Genomic DNA, 24,362 nt, shown 5'->3' with positions numbered 1-24,362 from the left:
CGGGGATGAAGCGCCGCAATAGCGCGATTTTTCCGCTTGCACCAGAGCGGGGCGGTCTTTAGGCAAGGCGGCGGGACACCCCTCCCCACCGGGGGGCTTTTAGCTGGAAGGCTACCATGAACGATATGACTCTGCCGGCCACGCGCCCGGCCAACCCGCGTTTCTCCTCGGGCCCCTGCGCGAAAATCCCGAATTATTCCTTGGACATGCTGGCAGACGCGCCCTTGGGCCGCAGCCACCGCGCCGCCGTCGGCAAGGCGAAACTGGCCGAGGCGATCCAACTGACCCGTGAGATCCTGGGCGTGCCTGCGGATTACCGCATCGGGATCGTCCCGGCCTCGGACACCGGCGCCGTCGAGATGGCCCTGTGGTCGCTCCTCGGCGCCCGCCCCGTCGAGATGCTGGCCTGGGAGAGCTTCGGCGAAGGCTGGGTGACGGACGTCGTCAAGCAGCTGAAGCTGGACGCCAAGGTCAAGGTCGCGCCCTATGGCCAGATCGTCGACTTCACCACCGTCGATTTCGACAGCGACGTGGTCTTCACCTGGAACGGCACCACCAGCGGTTGCCGCCTGCCGAATGGCGACGCGATCCCTGCCGAGCGCGCCGGGCTCACCATCTGCGACGCGACCTCCGCCGCCTTCGCGATGGAGCTTCCCTGGGACAAGCTGGATGTGACCACCTTCTCCTGGCAGAAGGTGCTCGGCGGCGAGGGCGCGCATGGCATGCTGATCCTCTCCCCCCGCGCGGTGGAGCGGCTTGAAAGCTACACCCCCGCCTGGCCCCTGCCGAAGATTTTCCGCCTGACCTCGAAGGGCAAGCTGATCGAGGGGATTTTCGTCGGTGAGACGATCAACACGCCCTCGATGCTGGCCAATGAGGATTACCTCGTGGCGCTGAAATGGGCGCAAAGCATCGGCGGCCTTCGGGGCCTCGTGGCCCGCGCCTCTGCCAATGCCCAAGTGGTCTGGGACTTCTGCGCGCAGAACCCCTGGCTGAAGAACCTGGCCGAGACGCCCGAGATCGCCTCCACGACCTCCGTCTGCCTGAAGTTCGACGATGCCCGCATCAAGGACCCGGCCGCTTTCGCCAAAGCCGTTGCGAAACGGCTGGAGAAGGCGGGCGTGGGCCTCGACCTCGGCGCCTATCGCGATGCGCCGGCGGGGCTTCGCATCTGGTGCGGCTCGACGGTCGAGACCTCGGACGTCCAGGCCCTGATGCCCTGGATCGCCCATGCCTTCCACGCGGAAATCGCCGCGCAATAATCCCATCGGTGCGTGCCAGCACGCACCCTACCAACCCTCGTAGGGTGCGTGATCTCACGCACCGATCGCAAAGGATATCCCCATGCCCCGCGTTCTCGTTTCCGACGAACTTTCCGAAACCGCCGTCCAGATCTTCCGCGACCGTGGCGTCGAGGTCGATTACATGCCGCAGCTTGGCAAAGACAAAGAGAAACTGGCCGAGATCATCGGCCAATACGACGGCCTCGCCATCCGCTCGGCCACCAAAGTGACCGACAAGCTCTTGGCCAATGCCACGAACCTGAAGGTCGTGGGCCGGGCCGGGATCGGTGTCGATAACGTCGACATCCCCGCCGCCTCGAAAAAGGGGGTCATCGTCATGAACACCCCCTTCGGCAACTCGATCACCACGGCCGAACATGCCATCGCCATGATGTTCGCCACCGCCCGCCAGATCCCGGAGGCGAACGCTTCGACCCATGCCGGCAAGTGGGAGAAGTCGAAGTTCATGGGGGTCGAGCTCTTCAACAAGACCCTGGGCGTGATCGGTGCAGGCAACATCGGCGGGATCGTCTGCGACCGCGCGGTGGGGCTGAAGATGAAGGTCGTGGCCTATGACCCCTTCCTGTCCGAAGAGCGCGCCAAGGCCCTGGGCGTCACCAAGGTCGACCTCGACGACCTGCTGGCGCGCGCCGATTTCATCACGCTCCACGTCCCCCTGACCGACAAGACCCGCAACATCCTCAGCCGTGAGGCCCTGGCGAAGACCAAGCCCGGCGTCCGCATCATCAACTGCGCCCGGGGCGGGCTGATCGACGAACAGGCCCTCGCCGACGCCCTGACTTCGGGCCATGTCGCTGGCGCAGCCCTCGACGTCTTCGAGGTCGAACCCGCCAAGGAAAACCCGCTCTTCAACCTGCCCAATGTCGTCTGCACCCCCCACCTCGGCGCCGCCACGACCGAGGCGCAAGAGAACGTCGCCCTGCAGGTGGCCGAACAGATGTCCGACTACCTCCTTTCGGGCGCCGTGCAGAACGCGCTGAACATGCCCAATGTCTCTGCCGAAGAGGCCCAGATCATGGGCCCCTGGATCAAGCTCGCGGGCCATCTCGGCGCCTTCATCGGCCAGATGACCGACGAGCCGATCCGCGCGATCAACATCCTCTATGACGGCAAGGTCTCGACCATGAACCTGGCCGCGCTGAACCAGTCGGTCATCGCGGGCGTGCTCAAGACCCAGAACCCCGACGTCAACCTCGTCTCGGCCCCGGCCGTGGCGAAAGACAAGGGCATCCAGATCTCGACCACGCGGCAGGACAAGACCGGGGTCTTCGACGCCTATATCAAGGTCACCATGGTCACCGACAAGCGCGAGCGTTCGGTCGCGGGCACCTGCTTCTCGGACGGCAAGCCGCGCTTCATCCAGATCAAGGGCATCAACATCGACGCCGAGATCGGCGAGCACATGCTCTATACGACCAACGAGGACGTGCCCGGCATCATCGGCCTTCTGGGCATGACCATGGGCAAGAACAACGTCAACATCGCGAACTTCACCCTGGGCCGCTCTGGCGTGGGCCAGGACGCCATCGCGATCCTCTACCTCGACCAGGCCATCGACCCCAAGGTCATCGACACCTTGGAATCGACCGGCATGTTCTCCCAGGTCAAGGCGCTCCAGTTCGCAGGGGCGTGAAAAGCGAGGCGCCCGCCGCCTCTTCCCTTTTCATCTTTTCCTAAATATCCCGGGGGCCCGGGGGCAGAGCCCCCGGACCTTTCCGAAAGACCCACGCCATGCATTTCTACGCCATCGGAGACATCCACGGTCATTTCCACCTCCTGACCGAGGCGCATGAGCGCATCGCGGAAGACATGGCCCGCCACGGGCCTGCCCCCATCATCCACCTGGGCGACCTCTGCGACCGGGGTCCGGACTCTGCGGGCGTCATCGAATACCTGCGCCTTGGCATTGCCGAGGGCGAGGATTGGGTCGTGTTGAAAGGCAACCACGACCGGCTCTTCACCCAGTTCCTGAACGACCCCTCATGGGCCGATCCCGGCCTGCGCGCGGTCTATTCCTGGCTGCATCCGGCGCTTGGAGGGGCGGCGACGCTGGCCTCCTATGGCGTCCATGCGCCCCAGGACCGGCCCGTGGTTGCGGTCCATGCCGATGCACTGGCCGCCGTCCCCCAGGCCCATCGCGACTTCCTGGAGAGCCGCCCGACCTCCCATCCCATCGCCGAGGCCCTCTGCGTCCACGCAGGCATCCGTCCCGGCGTCGCCCTCGACGCCCAGGTCGAACAGGACCTGATCTGGATCCGCAAGGAGTTCCTGGAAGACCCGACCGACCACGGCGCCCTGATCATCCACGGCCATACCGCCATCGCCGAGGCCACCCATTACGGCAACCGGCTGAACCTCGACTCCTCCGCCGCCTATGGCGGGCCGCTCAGCGCCGCCGTGATCGAGGGGCGGCACGCCTGGCTTCTGACCGAGACCGGCCGCCAGCCGATCCCCTATGCCTGGGACCGCTGAGCCATCATCGGCCGCCACATCACAACGGAACCCAGGCTCGCCAGGCCCATGACCCCGGCGACCAGCCAAAAGAAGCCGTGGTTGCCAAGCGCGTCCATGAGCCGGGCATAGAAGATCGGCGCGATGGTGGCTCCCACCAGGCCCACGCCCAGAAGGATGGGCGAGACCCTGGGGTCATCTCCCATCTGCCGCGTGCCGGTCACGAAGGTCCCCTGGAAGAACATCCCGGCCGAAACCCCCATCAGCGGAAAGAAAAACGGCGCCGAGATCGTGGCGGCGCCCAAAGCGCAGACAAGGGCCCAGGCCGCGCCGCCGAGGTAGATGCCGAAATCCGGCAGCCGGTGGGAAAACAGCACCAGCCCCACCCGCGCCACAAGGGCCGCGATGAAGAACAGCGCGAGGAGGCTCGCGGCCTTGTCCTCCGACAGGCCCGTGCGGATCAGCGCCGAGGGGCCAAGGCCCGCGAGGCTCGCCTCGGTGCCGATGCCGAGGATCGCAAAGCCCAGGACCGGCCAGCGCCAGCGAAAACCCCCCGATTCCGCGCGGCGCACCTGGCCCGTGGTGGCGGTCCCCCCCGCCATCCCCCAGGCCAGGGCGCTGATCGCCGCCATGGCCCAGAAGACCGGCCTTTGATCCGACCCGATCAGGCCGAAGATCCAGGGCGCCAGGATCGCCCCCGCCGAAAACACCGCATTCAGCATCGAGACCTTGGAGGGACCGGTCTCTCCCCAGGCCACCAAGATGCGCGGGTTGTAGACCGCCGCGACCAGGCCGTAACCATAGCCGAAGACCACCGCGCCCAGAAGCGTCAGCCCCCAGGTCGGCGCGACGGCCAGAAGGACCGAGCCCAGGACGATCCCCCCCAGCGACAGGCGCGGCGTGACGCTCTCGGCGCGAAAATACATCGTCACCACGCCCAAAAGGCAGGACACCCAAAGCGTCGAGACCAGAAGCCCCGAGGTCGCCGTGTCGATGCCGAAAAGCCGCTCATAGACCGGCAGGGCCGCCCCGGTGATCGACATGGAGGCGCCCAGCGCCACGAAAGAGACGAGGCCCGACAGAAGCAGGGCAAGACGGGGAGCAAACATGGCGGTTCCTTGCAGGGTCGCGCCATGGCTAGCGCCGCCCCCGGGGAAGGTCAATCAGCGCAACCTGACCCTTGTGCGGGCGGAGCGTCCTTCGGCGTCGATGACCGACAAAGTGACGAAGCCGCGCCCCGGATCGGGCAGGATCAGCGCGCCGGGCTCTTCCGCGCGGGCGACGGGGGCGCCATCGGCGAGCCAGGTATAGGGCGCGGTCCCGCCCTCGACCCGCACCATCAGGCCCTCGGGCAGAAGCTCGACCTCGGCGCCGTCGGGGGGGAAGGTCACTTTCGGGCTTTCGCTGTCGGTGAAGGCCGCCTGGCGCGAGCGGAACTTCTGCAGGGGCAAGGGCAACTGGTTGGTCGCCAGCATCAGCGTCTCGGGCGGCGCGGGGGGTTGGGGGGTCAGCTCGGGCTTCAGCCTCGCGAAGGCCTGGAAGAGGATCGGCGCCGCTGTCTCGGCCCCAAAGGCCCCCGGCACCGGCGTCCCATCTGCTCGCCCCATCCAGACGCCCACCACATGCGCCCCGTCAAAGCCGATGGCCCAGGTGTCGCGGTGGCCGTAAGAGGTCCCGGTCTTGTAGGCCAGCCGGTTCGACGGCGCCCCAGGCGGAGGCGCGAGGCCCGCCAGGATATCCGCCACCTGCCAGGCCGCGACCCGTGTCAGCACCCGGGCGCCATCGGTGGAGGGCTCCGCATGCGTCAGCGGCCGCGCGACACCTCCCCGCGCGATGGCGGCGTAGAGCTGGACCATGTCTTGCAGGCTGACCCCAACGCCCCCCAGCGCCACCGCGAGCCCCGGTTGCCCCACCGGAAGCTGCGACTTCATCCCCGCCCGGTCCATGGCCTGCAAGAGCCGCGCGGGGCCCAGGGCCTCGGTGATCTCGACCACGGGGATGTTGAGCGACTGTTGCAAGGCGTCCCGCATCCGGATCGTGCCCCGGAACATCCGGTCGAAGTTCTGCGGGCGGTAGCCGTTGAAATCGGTGGGCTTGTCCTCGATCATTGTCTCGGGATGGCCGAGGCCCTCGTCGAAGGCCAGACCAAAGACCAGGGGTTTCAGCGTGGAGCCCGGCGACCGTAGCGCCTGGGTCAGGTCGATATAGCCCAGCCCCCTGTCGCCATAACCCGCCGAACCGACCGAGGCCAGGATCTCTCCGGTCCGGTGGTCGGCCACCAGGATTGCCACCTGCATCGCCTCGCCCTTGGGGACCGAGACAGCGGCCAACCGCTCCAGGGCGGCCTGGAGCGTGGCGTCGATGGTCGTCTGGCGCCCACGCTCCGCGATGACCCGGTCGGCGAGGTGAGGCGCCAGCATCGGAAAGGGGCGGCGGCGGGTGGGGACCTTTTCGGTCAGCGCCGCCTGCGCCTGGTCCTGGTCGATCAGCCCATCCGACAGCGCCCGGTCCAGGACGCGGGCGCGGGCAGCCTCGGCGGTGGCGGCGTTCTTGTCAGGACGGCGCGAGGTGGGGCTTTGCGGAATGGCCACCAGCAAAGCGGCCTCGGCGGGGGTCAGGCGGCGGGGCTCCTTCCCGAAGTAAAGGATCGAGGCCGCGCGGATGCCCTCGACATTGCCGCCATAGGGGGCAAGGGTCAGGTAAAGCTGCAAGATCTGGTCCTTGGTCAGCCGCCGCTCCAGGGCCAGCGCCACCCGGATTTGCCGGATCTTCCCCTCCAGCCGCCCGGTGCCCGAGGCCTCCAAGAGCCGCGCCACCTGCATCGTCAGGGTGGAGCCGCCCGAGACCACCCGCCCGTTCCACAAAGCCTGCCCCAGGGCCCGCGCCATGGCCCAGGGGTCCACGCCGGCATGGGTATAGAACCCCTTGTCCTCGTAATCGACCAGAAGCGCTGTGAAGAAGGGATCGACCGCCCCGGGCGCAAGCCGCCAGATGCCGTCGCCCACCTGGTAGGCCCGCAGAAGCGACCCATCCCGGGCCAGGACCTCTGCCCCCGTCGGAATCTCCAACGCGGGCAGAACGGTGGCGTCGATCCAGAGGTCGGCCTGGTCCCGGCCAAGCGCCGCCAGCCAGAGGCTGACGGCCAGGGCCAGGATCCACCTCACGGCTGCACGGTCACCGTGGCCTGATCGCTATGGGCGTTCAGGTCGGGGCGATACATGTCCTCCACCGAGGCGGCGGGCTGGTGATAGGTCCCGGGAGAGACCGCCCGGACGATATAGGCCAGGCGGAAGCTGCCATTGTCCATCCGGTCGATGGCCGCAAGGAAACGGTCCTGGCGGAACTCGGAATGGGAGACCTCTCCGGCCAGGTCCAGGAAGGACAGGTCACTGACCGCCCCGCCCGAGATCAGGTTCGGGTTGTCGATCTCGAAGCCCGCGGGCAGCGGGTCATTGACCATCAACCGCGCCTCGCCCCGGCCAAAGGGCGTGACCTCCAGCACCACGACGACGCGGTCACCGACCTTTGCGCCATCGAGGCCCGCAGGCTCGCCCTTCAGCGTGTAATAGCTGCGGGTGATCGCATAGCCATTGCCGCCCGCCTTGACCGGATCGGTCGGCACGCCAAAGGTCGTGACGGTGACCGTCGTGTCCTTCGCCGTCTCGACCACCACGGGGGTCGAAAGGCTCGCGTCCAGCACCTTGACCATCGGGCCCGAGGCGGGCTCTCCGTTCAGGGTGATGCCGGTATCGGGCGCGGTGATCAGCGCATTGGCGGCCAGCAACGTCCAGGTCGCTTCCTGCGTCGAAAGCCGGCCTTGGGTGGCGATGCGCGAGGTCAGGGCCTCGACATCCACCGACTTGGAGCCCGCTTCCACCGCCAGCGTCAAGACCGCCGCTGCATCGCGGTAAGCGGTGCCATAATCGGCGCGCCAGAGCTGCTCGGAGCCGGTATCGACGCCCAGGGCCGAGACCGCCTTGGCGAACATCCGGTCCGCCCGGGGCTGGTCGCCATACATCGCAAGGGCCGCGCCGAGTTGCGCCATGGCCGTCGGCGTCGCAAAGGCGTCGCCCTTCTGATCGGCGTAGTAGCGCAGGTCGCCCACCGCCGCCGCGCCCTCGCGGGCCAGCACCATCAGGCCGTAAGCCAGGGCCTCTCCGCCCATATCGAAGTCGGGGAAGTAGTTGACCTGGTTGCGAAGGTTATCGAGCGCCATGCGGAAGGCGAGGTCCGGGACCTCGATCCCCTGGGCCTTGGCGCGGCTGAGGAAGTCGGTGACATAGGCATCGAGCCACATGTCGCCCGAGCCCGGCCCCCAGAGGCCAAAGGCCCCGTTGGCGTCCTGGTTGGTCAGGACCTCGGTCACCGCCTGTTGCACGCGGCCGCGGATATCGGCCCCTCCGGGAAGGTCCATCGCCTGGGCCACCTGGTCGAAATACAGGAGCGGCAGCGCTTTGGAGGTGATCTGCTCGGTGCAGCCATAGGGATAGGCGTCGAGTGCCGCCAGCACCCCCGGCGCATTCAGTCGCGCCAAGGGCCCAACCGACATGACCGCCTTGCCCGAGCCCGGCAGGAGCCCGGCAAAGACATTCTCGTCAAAAGTAAAGCTCTGCCCCTTGGCGAGGTCGAGCCGCGTCACGCGGCTGACCAGCGGGTCGTTGACCTGCACCGGCAGATGCAGCGTCTTGGTCAGGACCTTGCCGTCGGGCGTGGTCAGGGCAACCTCGATGACCTGGTCTCCCGTGGGGCCAGCGGTCACCGGGATTTCGATGACAGCCTTGCCCTGGTCGGCCAATTCCAGCTCAGCCGGAACCTTGCCCAGGGTGACGCCCGAGGACGTAACGCTCAAGCCCATCTTGCCCGAAGGCCCCTTGGCATGGACGACCTCCAAGAGAAGCCTGCTCTGATCCCCCGGCGTCAGGAAGCGCGGCAGAGAGGCCGTCACCACAACCGGATCCCGGATCAAGACGTCAGCCGAGGCCTGCCCGATGCCGCGCTTGGACCAGGCCACCGCCATGACCTTGACCGTGCCGTTGAAGGCCGGGATGTCGAAGCTCACATGGGCGCGGCCATCCTCGCCCACCACCACGGGGCCCGCGAAATGGGCCACCAGCTCCTCCGTGGGCGGCGGCGCTTTCAGCCGCGCATTGGCCCCCGCGTCCCCGCCGGAGCGCACCGCGCCCTCGGCCCCGTTCAGCCCGTCGATCAGCCGCCCATAGATGTCCCGCAGCCCCACGCCCAGCTTGCGCTGACCGAAGTAATGCTTGGACGGATCGGGCGGCACATAGGCAGTCAGGTTCAGGATGCCCTGATCCACCGCCGCCACCGTGACCCAGGCCGTGTCACCGGCCTGCACCCCATCCACCTTCACCGCGATATCCAGAGGAGCCCGCGGAGCAGCCTCGGACGCGACCTCGATGGTCGCGGCCAAGGCACGTGTGCCCGGGTCGATGGTCGCATAGGCCAGGCCGAGTTGCCGCGCCGGGTTCCGCCCCGCCGCCACATCCATCGGACGCAGAACCGTCGCCGTCACATAGGCGCCGGTCCCCCAGTCATCCGTCACCGGCACCGGGATCAGGTTCTCCCCGGCCACGACATCCTGTTCCATCGCCGTGATCACGCCATTGGACAGGACCGTCACCAAGGCCCGCCCCGCCGCCTTGGGCGCAATCCGCAAGGTCGCCGTCTCACCCACTGCGTAAGTGGGCTTGTCGAGCGAAAGCTCCAGCGCGTCCGGCGTATCGACGCCCGACCCCGAGCCATACCAGCCCGCATAGAACTGCACCGTGGTCACGGCATCCGTGCCCGTCACCGCCAGCTCATATTCCCCCCAGGTCACCGGAGCCGCGATCTCGGTGGCCTCAGCCAGGTCGACCTCGCCCGAGCCCACCTTTTCGCGCCGCGTGATCGGCTCGTAATACCAGTTCCCTTCGGTCTGATACCATTGATAGTCGGTCTCGACCCGGGTCAGCGTCCATGAGGCCTTCATCGCCGTGGCCTTGCCATCGGTGCCCACGCCCACCAGCGCAAACCGCGCCTCGGCGTTTTCCGCCACGACCTGGTCGAACAAAGGCTTCACGCCGATCATCGGCGCCGATGCCGCCAGCGGCTTGGTCACCCGGCGTTCGACCGGACGGCCCGAGCCCTCGGCCACCCTGACCGCGATCAGGGCTTGCAGGGGGATGCCGGGGTCTTCGACCTGCGGCAGGGCGATGTCCAGGACGGCCTTGCCCGCCTCATCCGTGCGGTAATCCGAGAAGGACGTCACCTGGGTCGAGAAATCACTGTTCCAGCGGCCGAATTCATAGCCCGGCCAATCGGCCAGCCCATCGGCGCGCTGCAAGAGAAGCTCGCCCTCGATGGCGAGGTCGGCTCCCGGCGCACCAAAGAGATACCGCGCATCGACGGAGACTTGCGGGGTTTCGCCCAGGTGCAAGGCCGCCTCACCGGCGTCCAGCTTGAAGTCGATGCGTTCGGGCAGGAAATCCTCGACCAGGAAGGTCTTGGAGGCCAGGGCCGGCGCGTCCAGGTCGCCATAGACATCCATCCGCCACTGGCCGCGCGGCGCGCCGCCCGCGACGGGGAAGTCAAAGACATGGCCGCCCGCGCCTGCATCCTCGGCCACCGCGCGGACATATTCCACGCCGTCAGGCCGGGTCAGGATCGCGGTCAGGGGCATTCCCTCGATGGCTTCCTGCTTGGCATCGCGCGAGAGCGCCACGGCATGGACGGTCTCACCCGCCCGATAGGCGCCCCGGTCGGTATAGAGGAAGACATCGACGGGAGGCGCCGCCGGATTGCCCTCGACCCCGCGATCCGACAGGTCGAACTCCGGATCGGTCAGCGACAGGAAGGCCTGGTCGGCATCCGTGGAGGCCACCAGAAGCCCCGGCGCCGCCGAACCCTCGCCCCGCGTCAGCCCCGCGTCAAAGACCGCGCGGCCCGCCTCGTCGGTCGTGGCCGTGCCCAACACGTCATTGGCCACCGAGAGAAGCTGCACCGCAACCCCCGCGCGCGGTTTCGCATCGCCCAGGCCATGGACGAAGACATTCAGCCCATCCACCCCCGAATAGCTCGCCAGCCCGAGGTCCGAGATCACGAACCACTGCCAGGCCGCCGGAACCTGCCAGGCTTCTTTCCCCGGAACCGAGGCGCGCAGCGCATAGATCCCCGCAGGCTGGCCCGCAATGGCCTCGTCCAAGGGCAGACGCGTCGTCACATCCTTGTTCAGCTCCTGGCCGACCTCGCCCTTGCCCTCCCAGACCATCGAGGCCAGCTCGCTTTGGAAGCTGTATTCCTGGTAGTCATAGATCGGCTGGTCGAAATAGCCGTTCTGCATGGCGCGCAAGAGGTTGCGGTCGGTGACCTTCCAGATTTGCAGGTCCACCTCTTTCAGGTTCACCGTCACCACGGGAATCGAGGCCGTGCCCGTGCGCGGCAGCACATAGCCGCGCCCCGAGAAACGCACCCCGGCATCGCGGTCGCGGACATAGGCCGTGATCTCAGTGTCCTCGCCCAGGCTCTCTCCGCCCGCCGAGGGCAGGCCCTGGCGGAAGGTCAGCGTATAGCGGGCGCCATATTCGATGCCCTCGACGCAAAGCTGGTTGGTGCCCTCGACCGCGACCGACATGCCCGGCTCGGGCAGTTGCACGAAGGGCGTGTAATCGACGCCCGAGGCCGCAAGCTCTTCGGAGAAGATCGCGCAAAGGCGGGGGCGGTCGGTGCGGGTCTGGGTCTGGTTCTCGGTGATGCGGAAGCCGTATTTGCCCAGGGCATCGGTCAGCAAAGCCGCCGTATCGTCGCGGGGTTGCAGGCTCTGCGCCAGCCGCAGCGCCTTGACCTCGTCCGACCCGCGCCCGAGGGTTTCAAGCGCAAGCCCCATCTGCACCAGGATCGAATGCTGAAGGGCCTTGCCCTCGGACCGCGCCCAGGCGTTCAGCGTCGCGGCATAGGCGTCGTTGCGCAGCGCATAGGCGTTGTTCGGGTCATTGTCGGCCGCCAGCATCAGGCGGCGGGCATATTCCAGCCAGTTCGCCGCCGAATCGTCCAGGTTCAAGGCCGCCCCGGTAAAGCGCCAGGCGGCATCGTAGTCGCCATCGGCCTCGGTCGCCGCAGCGCTGTTCAGGTGATCGTCCGCCGTGAAAAGCCCGGTCACATGACGATCGGCCATGCCCCTCGCCAGGTAAGTCGCCTGCGGCCAATCCCATTCCGGCACGAATTTCAGCTCGGCCTTGCGCGCCTGGGCCAGGGTCTCGGTCCCCTTGACCGCCTTGATCACATAGCCCGCCCAGGCGCCGTCAAAGGGCTCGGGCGCGCCGCTGCCGGACTTCAGGAAGCACGATCCGTTGTTGCCGTTGAAGACCAGCGCCTCGCAGGAGGCATTGGCCAGGCAGGCGGTCTCGCAGGCGGCCAGGTCGGTGTCGAAGATCGACGAGAGATCGCCGCCCGGCAGATCGGTGTTTTCCATCAGGGTCAGGCGTCGGGCGGGGATCAGGTCCTCGGCCACGACAGGGGTTGCCGTCAGAGCCACAGTCAGGGCAAGCGCCCGCAAGATCAGGCCGCGCATGGAAAAACACCTCCGCAAATGTTGCCCTTTCATCGCACGGGGCGGGGCCTTGCGGCAAATGATTTCGCGTTAAGGGAGGAGTAACCGAAACCGTTCATTTTGACCCCGAACAGCCGTCCGACAGGGCGGGCGGGGCTGGCGCAGAACGGGCACGGAATGGATTTGGTCGACAAACTGGCGCAGGAGAGGCGGGCCCGCCTTGCGGCAGAACGACTGCTGGAACAGCGCTCGCGCGAGCTTTTCGCCGCGAATGAAAAGCTTGGGCTGCATGCCCGTTCGCTGTCCGATCAGATCGTCCAGCAAAGGGATATCGCCCAGTCTGCGGTCTCCGAGGCCGAGAGCCTGAAGCAGCAGCAAAGTCGCTATATCCAGGACCTCGACCGCGCCCATTCCCATGCGGTCATGGCCGAAAGGCGGCTGTGGGATTCGATCAACACGATCCAGGACGGATTCGCCGTCTATGATTCGGACCTGCGGCTGGTGGCGGCCAATGGCGCGGCTTTGCGGCCCTATGACGGGCTGCCGGTGGCGCCGGGCATCACCTATGGACAGATGATGCGGCTTTTGGCCGAACATGGCCGGATCGAGCTTGCCGGGCGCAGCGTCGACGACTTCGTGGCCTCGATGCTCGCCGCCGTCGAAACCCAGCCGATCGAGCCCGTGACGCTGCAGTTTTCCAACGGCACCTGGATCCGTTTCGTCAATCGTCGCGCCCGGGATGGCGACCTCGTCTCGCTGGGCATCAACATCACCGAGCAAATGCGCATCTGGGCCGCGATCGAGGCGATCCCCGATGGTTTCGTGCTTTTCGACAGGGAGGACCGGCTCTTGACCTGCAACCAACGCTTCCGCGACATCTTCGCGCTGACCGCCCCGGTGATGAAACCGGGCGTGACCTTCGAGGAAATCCTGAAATACGGCCTGTCCAAGGGGCAATTCGACGTCGAAGAGGGGAAAGAGGCCGAATGGCTATCCGACCGCATGGCGCAGCACCGCAACCCCGATGGGCCGCATGAACACCGCCTGGGCGATGGCCGCTGGATCCGGGGCCAGGATCACCCGACGCCCGATGGCGGGCGGGTGGGCCTGCGCATGGACATCACCCACCAGAAAGAGGCCGACGAGGCGCTTCATGCCGCCCGCGCCGCCGCAGAGGCCGCCAACCGCGCGAAATCCTCCTTCCTCGCCAATATGTCCCACGAGATTCGCACCCCGATGAATGGCGTCGTGGGCATGGCGGAACTCTTGTGCGACACGACCTTGAACCCCGAACAGCGGCTCTTCGCCGAGACGATCCGCTCCTCGGGCGAGGCGCTTTTGGTCATCATCAACGACATCCTGGACTATTCCAAGATCGAGGCCGAGAGGCTGACGCTTTACCCCGAACCCTTCGACCTGGAACGCACGATCCACGAGGTCGCCATGCTCTTGCAGCCTCGCGCGCGGGCCAAGGGCATCGATCTGATGATCGACTTCGACATGTTCCTGCCCACCCGCTTCATCGGCGACCCCGGGCGGCTGCGCCAGGTGCTGACCAACCTCGTCGGCAATGCGGTGAAGTTCACCGAAAAGGGCCATGTGTTGATCCGCGTCGTCGGGATCGAGGCCGAACCCGGCCTTCAGCAGCTTCACGTCACGGTCGAGGATACCGGCATCGGCATCGCGCCCGAATACCTGGATCACATCTTCGGCGAGTTCAACCAGGTCGAATCCGAGGCCAACCGCAAGTTCGAGGGGACGGGGCTTGGCCTCGCCATCACGAGGCGCCTGATCGAGCGGATGGATGGTGCGGTCTGGGTCGATTCAGAGCTCGGCAAGGGCAGCTGCTTCGGCTTCCGCGTCACCCTGCCCATGGCCGAGGATGCCATCACGCCGCATCTGCCCATCGCGCTGCGCCGCGTTCTGATCGTGGATGACGTCTTCATCAACCGCACCATCCTGGAGCGCCAGCTTGCGCCCTGCGGCGTCCAGGTCTCGCTCTGCCGGTCGGGCGCCGATGCGCTGGAGCTTTTGTCCCGCGACCAGGCCTTCGACGCCGTGCTGACCGACCACACCATGCCCGAGATGGATGGCGTGACCCTGGCCCAGCGCATCCGTGCCATGGGCCTGACCATGCCCATCGTGCTCTTGTCCTCGAACCCCTCGGCGGCGCGGGGCGGCGAAGGGTCCGAGGATTTCGCGGCGATCCTGTCCAAACCCATCCTGCGCTCCGAGCTTTACCGCCAGCTGCAAGAGATCGGCGGCGTGATGCCCGCGAGGGCAGAGGCGCCTCCGCCCGTCGTGCCGACCCGCGCGATGCGCGTGCTGACGGCAGAGGACAACCGGACGAACCAGTTGGTTTTCCAGAAGATGGTCAAGGATATCGACATCGAGCTGGTCTTTGCCAACAATGGCCGCGAGGCGGTGGAACTGTATCAAAGCTTCCAGCCCGACCTGATCTTCATGGATATCTCGATGCCCGAGATGGATGGACGCGACGCCGCCCGCGCGATCCGCGGACTGGAGGCCGGGCCCGATCACGAGGGGGCGCATCTGCCCATCGTGGCGCTGACCGCCCATGCGATGGATGGCGACGCCGAGGGGATCCTGGCCGCCGGCATCGACCGCTACATGACCAAGCCGCTGCGCCGGGCGGCGATCCTGGGTGTCATGTCGGAATTCTGCCCCGCCGAAGCCCGCCCGATCCAACTTGAGGAACCCGAGGCCATGACAGGCACCTGACCCCGCCCGCCGCTTCTCCCGCGCCGGGGGGGCGCCCATCACTCCAGGCGCAAGACGGCTCCTGCCCTTACTTCCCGCACCACCGGGGTGCGCCAGCTCGGGCTTGGCCCCTGGCTGAAACGGGGCCGCGCGCATAACGCGCGCCGCACGGCGCCCGACGGCGGTCGGGTCTTGCAGGACCAAGACAAGGACGCCGCACATCCACCCGCGCCCAGCCGCCCCCGCGCAGGCGGGGGCCTCGACCCGCTTGACCCCGCCCTACCCAAAGCGGATGCGGAAGACGGCGCCGGTTGGGCCCTCTCCCGGGGCCCCGATCCGCCCCCCGCGCTCCAGCGTGATCGTCGCCCGATGCGCCGCCAGAAGGTTGCGCACCACCGCAAGGCCCATGCCCGTCCCCCCCGTCTCGCGCCTGGTGGTGAAGAAGGGCTCGAAGATGCGGGCGGCATTGCCCTCGGAGATCCCCGGCCCGTCATCGGCCACCAACAGCCCACCATCCGCCGCGGCCGTCAGCCAAACCCGGCCCGCCCCGGCCTCAACCGCGTTGCGGCAAAGCTGGGTCAGGACCACGCTCAGCCCCTCGGCGGCCAGCGGCAGGGGAATATCGGCGCCCGAAAGCTCCACGGCAATCGGCAGCGTGGGCGCCACCTCGGCCAGGGTGCTTTGCCCCAGCCAGCGCGTCTCCCGCGCCCTGGCCGCGTCCCGCAGGGCGGCCAATTGCGCCTCGATCTGCCGCGCGGCGCCCTCGATCGAGGCCAAAAGCGGGCGATCGGCCTCGGCAACACTGTCGGACAGCAATTCGGTCGCGGCGCGGATCGCCGAGACCGGGGTCTTGATCTCATGCGTCACATGGTCGGTGAAGCTGCGGATCGTGGCCTCGCGGTCGCGGAGCGTCTCGGCCATGGCGATGACCCGGCGCGCGGTGGCATGGATCTCACGCGTGCCGAAATGGGCGGGGGGCTGGGGGTCCTCCTCCTCGGCATAGCGGCCCAAGGCGCGGATCGGGCGTAGAAGCAGCCGCACCAGAAGCCAGCCCACCAGCCCGGTCGCCAGGGTGATCGTCAGCCCCAGACCCGCTGCCGCCGCGCGATAGCCGATCTCTGGCCCGAGATAGCGCAGGGCCACCAGGCCCACGAAGGACAGGCCCAGGGTCCCCGCCAGGGCGCCGCCGAGGACCAGCGCCAGCGAAGGCCGCCAGCGTCTCATGGCGCCAAAGCCAGGCGCATGCCCTGGCCATGCAGCGTCTCGATCACCTCGGAGAGCCCCACTTCCGCGAGCTTGCGGCGCAGGTTGCGCAGGTGGCTGTCCAGCGTCCGGTCGGCGACCTGGGAGCCCGGGCCCCAAAGCGCGGTCACCAGGGCGGCGCGGGTCATCAGCCGGTCGGGCTCGGCCATGAAGGCGGCCAGAAGCTGGAACTCGGTCGCGGTCAGGGCCAGGGGCGCGCCCTGAGCCATGCAGAGCCGCGCCCTCAGGTCCAGCGTCACCCCGCCGCGCGTCAGGACCTGGGCCACCGGGCCCGAGGTCCGCTTGAGGATCGCCTTGACCCGCGCCACCAGTTCGCGCGGGGAGAAGGGCTTGGTCACATAATCATCCGCCCCCATCTCGAAGCCCAGGACCCGGTCGATCTCGTCGTCGCGGGCGGTCAGGAAGAGGATCGGCACCTCGGAGCCCGCGCGCAGGCGGCGGCAGGTCTCCAGCCCGTCCATCTCGGGCAGGCCGATGTCGAGGATCACCAGGTCCGGCGCCTCACGCGCGGCTTGGGTCAGGGCGGCGCGGCCATCGCTGGCTGCGATGACGGCAAACCCCGCCCGCTCCAGCGCAAGGCGGACGAGGTCGCGCAGACGGGGGTCGTCGTCAACGAGCAGGATTTTCAATGGTGGGGCCAACCTCTTGGACCATCAGGTTCTGCTCCACCTTACGGGCCACCCCCCAGGCACGGAAGCCCCATTCCTGCCAGTGGTCGATGCGGGGCGGGATGGCGGCGGGGCAGCCGATGACCTCGCTGTAGGGCGTGAAATCGTAGACCTCGGCGAGGTCCGGGCCAAGGGAAGGATTCCTCGCCACTTTCTCGGCAATCGCACCCGAGGCCATCTCACCCAAGCCGCAGACATAGGCCAGATCCGGCGCGGGCCGGGCCAGGTTCTCGGCCGCGATGATCCCGGCGAAGTTCACGAAGGCGCAGGCGTAAAGCGTGCCCATCCCCAGGGCCGCCGTCCGCCGCAGCATCCAGGCGTTCGGGTGCCCCCGCAGCACCTGCCAGAGGCAGAGCCCCAGGCCCAAGGCCACCAGCGCCATCCAGATCGCGGCATGGACCCGCAGGTAGCTCAGCCCCCAGGCCTGAATATAGACCTGCAAGCGCAGCGCGGCAGAGAGGGTCAGGGCGATGTTCTGACCAAGCCAGAGGAGGAGAAGGGGCCGCAGCCAGCGGTTCTCGGCCAGGAAGGGGCGGGCGGCGAGGGCAAAGGCTCCGGCCAAAAGCGCGGTGGCCAGAAGCGGATAGGCGCCGCGATGGGCATAGGTCGCGTGGCTCATGCCCTGCGGCAGGCCCCCAATGGCCACCGAGGCATCCGAGACCATCTGCACCGCGAGAAGCAGGTTGAAGACGACCAGGGCCCGCAGGACCGAGCCGGGGTTGAGCCCCCAGCCGGGCAGGCGGAGGCGCGGGGTCACGGCCTCGGGCGGGGCGGCGAGGAAGGGGGTGACCATGAGCGCGATCCCTGCCCAGAAGACCAGGCGCAAGGGCAGGTCATCGAGGTCCAGGTCGAAGGTCAGGGCCTTTTCGATCAGGGGGTTGGCCTCGAAGAGCAGGGCCAGGATCACCAGGGCTCCACCCAGGGGAAAGGCCCAGAGCCGCAGGAAGGCGCCGGGCTTCAGGCGCAGGCGGCCCGGGTGCAGCCCCTGGACCCAGGCCAGGGGCACTGCGCGCAGGAAGCCCAGGGCCCGGCCAGGCGACGGCCCCGCCAAGGCCAGGACCATCCCCGCCAGAAGAAAGCCCAGCGACAGGGGCTGAACCAGGTCGACGACCGGCAGGGCTCCAAGGCCGTAGGTGACCCAACCCCGCCCGCGCAGCCCCGCCAAGGCCAGGACCGCCGCGCCGAAGATCACCAGCGACAGGCCCGGCGAAAGGTCCCACAGCAGCCAGTCGCCCAAGGCCACCAGCGCCAGGATGGCCAGGCCTCCGGGCGGCTGGGTCCTGGGTTCGGGGCTGCTTTCGTCGGGCCCTGGCCCCAGGCCGGCCTGGGTGACAAAGCGGGGCAATCCGTTCTGGGTCATCATGGCCTCCTTCTGCTGCGGCCACAATCGCCCCTGCCCTGTGCAGAAGCGTCGGACCAATTGTGCAGATTTCGTGCAGCGCGAGCGCCACTTGAGCCTTGCCAGCATGGGCCAAGGCTCTTAACCCCAGAGGCGAGTGACACGGAGGTGCGCGATGCGACTTGTCCTTTGTCTTTTCGCCTGCATGGCCCAGGCCGCCCTTGCCGATGCCCCCCTGCCCGTGCGCATCGTCACGGTCGCCTCGGCGTCCGAGATGATCGACTATCGGCTGGCGGGCACGATCGAGGCGCCCGACACGTTCACGGCAGGGTTCCGCGACGGCGGGCGGGTCTTGTCGGTGGCCGTGCAGGTCGGCGACCGGCTGGCCCAGGGCGACGAGATCGCGCGGACCGACCCGACCCAGGCCCAGGCCGCGCTGGAGGCCGCCGAGGCCCAGGCCAATGGCGCCCAGGCCGCGCTGACCCAGGCCGAAAGCGCGCAAGCCCGCATTCAGGCCCAGCTTGACGGCGGTGTGGCGACCCGGGCCGAACTGGACGCGGCCAACCAGCAGTTGACGGCGGCCCGCGCGGCCAGGGCCCAGGCCGAGACCCAGGTCGCCAAGGCGCGCCGCGCGGTCGAGGACACCGTCCTGCGCGCCTCGCAGGATGTGATCGTCACCGCGCGGGCGGCCGAGCCGGGTCAGGTGACCGGCCCGGGTCAGACCGTGGTGAGCCTCGCCGCCGATGATCGGCGCGTGGCAGTCTTCTATGCGCCCGACAGTGTCGACCTCTCGGCCTTTGTCGGAGAGACGATCGTGCTGGAGGCGATGGACAGCGATCTTGTGCTTCAGGCCCGGCTGACCGAGGTCTCCCCGGTCGTCGATCCGGCCACCGGGACCGTGCGGGTCAAGGCCGAGGTCCAGGACCCGCCCGCCGACCAGCCTCTGTTGGGGACCCCGATCCTTGGTCGCGTCGCGCTGGAGGGGCCAAGGGCGATCCACCTTCCCTGGGATGCGCTGACCGCGACGGCCCAGGGCGCTGCGGTCTGGAAGGTGGACCCTGCGACCATGGCGGTCGCGCTGACGCCGGTGACGGTGGCGTCTTATGGCGCTGAGGAAGTGCTTGTGTCCCAGGGCCTTGCGGAGGGGGATCAGGTCGTGGGCGCGGGGTCGCAGATGATGTATCCCGGTCGTCTGGTGGAGGCCGCGCAATGAGAGCTCTTGCCCTTCTTCTGGCCCTGACCCTGCCGCTTCACGCCGAAACCGCCCGCCCCGTGGTGACCGAGATCGTCTCGGCCGATGCGGTGCAAGTGCGGCTGTTCACCGGGGTGATCGAGGCCGAACACCAAAGCGCCCTGGCCTTTCAGACGGCGGGACGGGTGGCGAGCCTGAACCTGACCGTGGGCGACCGCGTGACCCGGGGCCAGGTCCTGGCGACGCTGGACCAGGTGACGCTGTCCGAGGATGCCGAGGCCGCGCGGGCGGCGCTGTCTTCGGCCCAGGCCGGGGCCGAGCTTGCCCAGGCCAGTTTCGACCGGGTGACAGAGCTGAACGCGCGCGGCGTGGCCTCGACCCAGGTCCTGGACGCGGCGCGACAGGCGCGCGACACGGCCACGGCCCAGGCCGAAGCCGCGGCGGCGAACCTGCGCCGCGCGCTGGACGCCGAGGGCTTCGGCGCCCTGACCGCACCCGAGGACGGCGTCGTCCTGTCGATCGCGGTCAAGCCCGGGACCGTGGTCTCGGCGGGCACCCCCGTGGTGACCCTGGCGCTTGGCTCGGGGCGCGAGGCGGTGCTGGACCTGCCCGCCGATTACCTGCCCCTGATCGGGCTGGACAGCCCCTTCCGGCTTTACTCCCGCGTGACGGGGGCTGAACCCCTGACCGGCCACCTGCGGCTGATCGAACCCGTGGCCGACACGGCCACAAGGTCGCGCCGCATCCATGTCACCCTGCCCCAGGCCCCCGACCTGTGGCGCATCGGCGCGCTGGTCCGCGCGGAACTGGTCACCGATGCCGCCCCGGTCATCACCCTTCCCAGGGAAGCGGTGACCGGCGGCAAGGTCTGGGTCGTGACCGCGGATCGCAAGGCAAGCCTCGTGCCCGTGACGCTGGGGGCGACCCTTGGCGCGCGGATCGTGGTGACACAGGGCCTGTCCGAAGGGCAGGAGGTGGTCGTCAAGGGGGTGAACTCATTGACCGAAGGCCAGGAACTTGGGGAGCGCGTGGAATGAAGTTCAACCTGAGCGACTGGGCCCTGCGCCACAAATCCTGGGTCTGGTATCTGATCCTCGTTTCGGTCATCGCCGGGGCGATTTCCTATACAAGGCTCGGGCGCGAGGAAGACCCGGCCTTCATGATCAAGACCATGATCGTGCAGGCCGCCCTGCCCGGCGCCACGGCAGAGGAAACCGCGACCCAGGTCACCGACCGGATCGAAAAGAAGCTGCAAGAGCTGAGCAGCCTTCTGCACACGCGGTCGGTCACCTATCCCGGCCTGACCCTGGTCTATGTCGACCTGCGCGATGACACGCCCAAGGAGGATGTCGCGCCCACCTGGACCCGCGTCCGCCAGATGATGGGCGATATCCAGGGCGAGATGCCCTCGGAATTCGCGGGCTTCGGCTTCACCGACGACTTCGGTGATGTTTACGGCAATATCTATGCCTTCACCGCCGACGGCTTCACCCCCCGCGAGCTGGAAGACCGCGTCGAGGCGATCCGCAGCCAGGTCCTGGCCCTGCCCGATGCGGGAAAGGTCGACCTGATCGGCACCCAGGCCCAGGTCGTCCATATCGAGTTCTCCAGCCGCAAACTGGCGGCCCTGGGGCTGGACCAGGCGGCGGTGCTGGACAGCCTGGCCAAGCAGAACGCCATCGTGCCCTCGGGCATGGTGCGCACCTCGGTCGAGCAGATCCTGGTTCGGGTCACGGGGCAGTTTTCTTCTCCCGAGGCGCTGGCCGATACCAACCTGCGGGTGGGCGACACCTATTTCGCGCTCTCGGACGTGGCCGAGGTGCGTTCGGGCTACGAGGACCCGCCCTCTTCCGCCGTGCGCCATAACGGCAAGGCGGCGATCAGCCTGCTGGTGGGGATGCGCTCGGGCGGCAATATCCTGGACTTCGGCACCCAGCTCGAGGCGCTGATGGAAGAGGTCTCGGCCAGCCTTCCGGTCGGGATCGAGCTGCACAAGGTCTCGGATCAACCCAAGGTCGTCGAGGAATCGGTCAGCCACTTCCTGCGCGCCCTGGTCGAGGCCGTGGTGATCGTGCTGGCGGTCTCTTTCGTGTCGCTGGGGGTGCGGGCGGGGCTCGTGGTCACCATGACCATCCCCCTGGTCCTGGCCCTGACCTTCGTGGTCATGGAGCTCATGGGGATCACCCTGCAACGCATTTCCTTGGGCGCGCTGATCATCGCGCTGGGGCTTCTGGTCGATGACGCCATGATCGCGATTGAAACGATGATCGCGCGGCTCGAAGCCGGGGACGACATCAAGAAGGCGGCCAGCTACGCCTGGACCTCCATCGCCTTCCCGATGCTGTCGGGCACATTGGTGACGGTCGCGGGCTTCATCCCGATCGGCTTCAACGCCTCCAAGGCGGGGGAATATACGATCTCGCTCTTCTACGTCATCGCGATTTCCCTGGTGCTGAGCTGGATCGTCGCTGTCCTCTTCTCCCCGCTTCTGGGCTCGGCCTTCCTGCCATCGAAGATGGCGCATCACGAGGTGAAACCCGGCCGGATGCGCCTGGCCTTCCGCCGGGTGCTGGCGGGGGCAATGCGGGCGAAATGGCTGACCATCGGCGTGACGGTCCTGGCCTTTGCCCTCTCGGTCTTCTCGATGCGCTTCGTGGAACAGCAGTTCTTCCCGACCTCGGACCGGCCCGAGCTGATCCTGGACGTGACCCTGCGCCAGAACGCGGCCTTCCAGGGCACGGATGCGGTCATGGCCAAGCTGGACGCCTTCCTGGCCACCCGCGAGGAGGCGAGCTATTGGAGCACCTATGTCGGCCGCTCTGCCCCGCGTTTCGTCCTGGCCCTGGATGTGCCGGCGCCGGGGCCGCATATGGGCCAGATCGTGGTGATGACGCCCGACCTTGCGGCGCGCGATGCGCTGAAGGCGGCGGTCGAGGACTTCTCGCGCGGGCTGACCGGGGTCGAGGTCTTTGCGAAATACCTCGAGCTCGGGCCGCCGGTGGGCAAGCCCGTGCAGTTCCGCATCTCAGGCCCCGATCCGCAGGTCCTGCGCGACCATGCCCGCGACCTGGCCGCCGTCGTCTCGGGGGATGAGAGGCTGAAGGCGGTCTCCCTGGACTGGTCCGAGCCCGCCCGCGTGGCCCGCGTCGTCCTGGACCAGGACAAGCTGCGGCAACTGGGCCTGACCCAGACCGATGTCGCAAAGGCGCTTTACGCGCTTTACGACGGGGCGACGGTGACCGAGCTGCGCGACGGGCGGATGCTGATCGACGTGGTGGCGCGCGGCGCCGAGGATGACCGGGGCTCGCTCTCGGGCCTGCAGAGCCTGCAACTGGGCAATGCCTCGGGCATGGCCATTCCGCTGCAGAGCTTTGCGACCATCGAATGGACGGTGGAACAGCCGCAGATCCAGACCCGCGACCGGATGCCCACGATCACCGTCAAGGCCGCGATTGCGACCAAGGCCCAGCCCGCGACCATCGTCACGGACCTGGAGCCCAAGGTCCAGGCCTTCGCCGAGACCCTGCCCGCGGGCTACAAGGTGGTGATGGGCGGCGCCGTGGCGGAATCCGCCGACAGCCAGGCCCCCATCGTCGCCGTGGTTCCGGTCATGCTCCTGGTGATGCTGACCCTGGTCATGGCCCAGGTGCAAAGCTTCCGGCTGATGTTCGTCGTCCTGGCCGTGGCGCCCCTGGGGCTGATCGGGGTGGTGGCGGCTTTGCTGCCCTCTGGCGCTCCCCTGGGCTTCGTGGCGATCCTCGGCGTCCTGGCGCTGATCGGCATCCTGATCCGGAACTCGATCATCCTGGTCAACGAGATCGAGGTCCTGATCCAGGAGGGCGCCAGCCGCTGGCAGGCGGTCCTGACCGCTTCGGACAGCCGCGCCCGCCCGATCCTGCTGACGGCGGCGGCGGCGAGCCTGGCCCTGATCCCGATCTCGCGCCAGGTCTTCTGGGGCCCCATGGCCTATGCGATGATGGGCGGCATCATCGCGGGCACGCTGATCACCCTGATCTTCGCCCCGGCGCTTTACTGCGCGGTCTACCGGGTCAAGCCCGAGCCTGTTCCAGAGCCTGTGCAGCCGTAAGCACCCGCTCATCAGCAAACCAGCGGGCGGCGAGGATCACGCCGCCCACCCTGATCGCGGGCAGACCGAGCCCGGCCACCAGCCCCGCCATCTCAGTCGGCAGGGCGACGAGGGGCCACTTCTGCAAGACCACGGCCCAGTCGGCCCGCGCCCTTCCCCGCTGCTGAAGCGCCTCCGGCGCGCCCTCCGCCCACAGCGCTCCGAACTGGCCCCAAGGCGGGTCAAGGCGCCCGACCTCATAGCCCTTCAGCACCACATCCACCGCCGCGCCCAAAAGGCAAGGCCGCCGCAGATCGGGGGAGGGCGGCGGCAGGGGCACTTGGTCGGGGTCCTCGGCCCGGCGCAGACTCGCCGCTTGCAGGATGCGCCGCAGGTCACGGACCTCGCGCGCCCTGATCGCGGGCACTTCCGACAGCGCCCGGAACAGCCCCTCTCCGGCCAGGCGCGGCAAAAGCCCCGGCGTCGGGCGAAAGGTCAAGGGCGCGCTCAGCGCCGCCCCGTCCCAATCCTCGATCACCGCAAAAGCCCCCGCCTTCGCCGGGATCGCCCCGTCGCGCGCAAGGTTCTCGGCCACCAGCCCCGCCCCCCGGAAAGGGATGCCGCAGAGGAAAGGAGCATCCCCCGCCAGCCGCTCCTGCGCAGCCGCGATGGCCTGCGGGTCACCCACCCCATAGGCCGCGACCACCTCGGCCGCCGTCACCATGTCGGTCTGGAGCGCGTCCGACAGGTCCGAAAGCGACAGGGCGAGGATCTCAGTGGACGTCATTTCGGCGTCACCCATGGCGAGGCGGA

Annotated in this window: 14 protein-coding genes; 7 read left to right on the top strand and 7 right to left on the bottom strand. The window is 68.1% G+C overall.

The features are described from left to right. Positions 1 to 116: 116 nt before the first annotated feature. The 3 genes from GV832_RS03005 (at position 117) to GV832_RS02995 (ending at position 3,776) form a co-directional block, all read left to right on the top strand. The gene (locus tag GV832_RS03005; RefSeq protein ID WP_168773339.1) at positions 117 to 1,262 is read left to right on the top strand and encodes a phosphoserine transaminase; all 1,146 of its coding nucleotides are present in this window, start codon (positions 117 to 119) and stop codon (positions 1,260 to 1,262) included. A gap of 82 nt (positions 1,263 to 1,344) precedes the next feature. Continuing rightward, entirely contained in the window at positions 1,345 to 2,937 is a 1,593-nt protein-coding gene (gene serA, locus GV832_RS03000; RefSeq protein WP_168773338.1) for a phosphoglycerate dehydrogenase, read from the top strand. 98 nt (positions 2,938 to 3,035) lie between these two features. Beyond that, entirely contained in the window at positions 3,036 to 3,776 is a 741-nt protein-coding gene (locus tag GV832_RS02995) for a metallophosphoesterase family protein (RefSeq protein WP_168773337.1), read from the top strand. On the opposite strand, the gene GV832_RS02990 is transcribed toward GV832_RS02995, so the two are convergent. The 3 genes from GV832_RS02990 to GV832_RS02980 are packed head-to-tail and all read right to left on the bottom strand — an operon-like array spanning position 3,758 to position 12,321. Continuing rightward, positions 3,758 to 4,864, bottom strand: a complete 1,107-nt coding sequence (locus GV832_RS02990) for an MFS transporter (RefSeq protein WP_168773336.1) — start codon at positions 4,862 to 4,864, stop codon at positions 3,758 to 3,760. The two genes, GV832_RS02995 and GV832_RS02990, sit on opposite strands and share 19 nt — an antisense overlap. Positions 4,865 to 4,918: 54 nt before the next feature. Beyond that, on the bottom strand, positions 4,919 to 6,919 hold the full coding sequence (pbpC, locus tag GV832_RS02985; protein ID WP_168773335.1) for a penicillin-binding protein 1C: 2,001 nt from the start codon (positions 6,917 to 6,919) through the stop codon (positions 4,919 to 4,921). Next, positions 6,916 to 12,321 carry an alpha-2-macroglobulin family protein gene (locus tag GV832_RS02980; protein ID WP_168773334.1) on the bottom strand — a complete coding sequence of 1,802 codons (5,406 nt, stop codon included), beginning with the start codon at positions 12,319 to 12,321 and terminating at the stop codon, positions 6,916 to 6,918. Before GV832_RS02980 ends, pbpC begins: the two co-directional genes overlap by 4 nt. A 156-nt stretch (positions 12,322 to 12,477) precedes the next feature. Between GV832_RS02980 and GV832_RS02975 the strand changes: the two genes are divergently transcribed. After that, positions 12,478 to 15,042, top strand: coding sequence for a hybrid sensor histidine kinase/response regulator (locus tag GV832_RS02975; protein ID WP_168773333.1), 2,565 nt, complete (start codon positions 12,478 to 12,480; stop codon positions 15,040 to 15,042). Between the two features lie 258 nt (positions 15,043 to 15,300). Here the strand turns inward: GV832_RS02975 and GV832_RS02970 are convergent, their stop codons facing one another. From GV832_RS02970 to GV832_RS02960, 3 genes are read right to left on the bottom strand one after another with little or no spacing between them, the layout of a single operon-like run. After that, positions 15,301 to 16,245 carry a sensor histidine kinase gene (locus GV832_RS02970; RefSeq protein ID WP_168773332.1) on the bottom strand — a complete coding sequence of 315 codons (945 nt, stop codon included), beginning with the start codon at positions 16,243 to 16,245 and terminating at the stop codon, positions 15,301 to 15,303. Further along, positions 16,242 to 16,913, bottom strand: a complete 672-nt coding sequence (locus tag GV832_RS02965) for a response regulator transcription factor (protein WP_168773331.1) — start codon at positions 16,911 to 16,913, stop codon at positions 16,242 to 16,244. Before GV832_RS02965 ends, GV832_RS02970 begins: the two co-directional genes overlap by 4 nt. Next, complete coding sequence (locus GV832_RS02960; protein ID WP_168773330.1) at positions 16,894 to 18,315, bottom strand: DUF4153 domain-containing protein; 1,422 nt, start codon at positions 18,313 to 18,315, stop codon at positions 16,894 to 16,896. The genes GV832_RS02965 and GV832_RS02960 overlap by 20 nt, the downstream gene beginning before the upstream one ends. Positions 18,316 to 18,466: 151 nt before the next feature. Between GV832_RS02960 and GV832_RS02955 the strand changes: the two genes are divergently transcribed. Genes GV832_RS02955 through GV832_RS02945 form a run of 3 tightly spaced genes read left to right on the top strand, consistent with a single transcriptional unit; the run spans position 18,467 to position 23,570 of the window. Beyond that, the gene (locus tag GV832_RS02955; RefSeq protein ID WP_168773329.1) at positions 18,467 to 19,504 is read left to right on the top strand and encodes an efflux RND transporter periplasmic adaptor subunit; all 1,038 of its coding nucleotides are present in this window, start codon (positions 18,467 to 18,469) and stop codon (positions 19,502 to 19,504) included. After that, positions 19,501 to 20,520 carry an efflux RND transporter periplasmic adaptor subunit gene (locus GV832_RS02950; RefSeq protein ID WP_168773328.1) on the top strand — a complete coding sequence of 340 codons (1,020 nt, stop codon included), beginning with the start codon at positions 19,501 to 19,503 and terminating at the stop codon, positions 20,518 to 20,520. The genes GV832_RS02955 and GV832_RS02950 overlap by 4 nt, the downstream gene beginning before the upstream one ends. Then, positions 20,517 to 23,570 carry an efflux RND transporter permease subunit gene (locus GV832_RS02945; protein WP_168773327.1) on the top strand — a complete coding sequence of 1,018 codons (3,054 nt, stop codon included), beginning with the start codon at positions 20,517 to 20,519 and terminating at the stop codon, positions 23,568 to 23,570. The genes GV832_RS02950 and GV832_RS02945 overlap by 4 nt, the downstream gene beginning before the upstream one ends. Here the strand turns inward: GV832_RS02945 and GV832_RS02940 are convergent. Next, entirely contained in the window at positions 23,533 to 24,336 is an 804-nt protein-coding gene (locus GV832_RS02940; RefSeq protein WP_168773326.1) for a hypothetical protein, read from the bottom strand. The genes GV832_RS02945 and GV832_RS02940 overlap by 38 nt on opposite strands. Positions 24,337 to 24,362: the final 26 nt, after the last annotated feature.

It is taken from the genome of Stagnihabitans tardus, from assembly GCF_009925085.1.
Classification (GTDB): Bacteria; Pseudomonadota; Alphaproteobacteria; order Rhodobacterales; family Rhodobacteraceae; genus Stagnihabitans; species Stagnihabitans tardus.
Note: the sequence above shows the minus strand (reverse complement) of the source record. Positions and strands in the feature narration are given on the sequence as shown.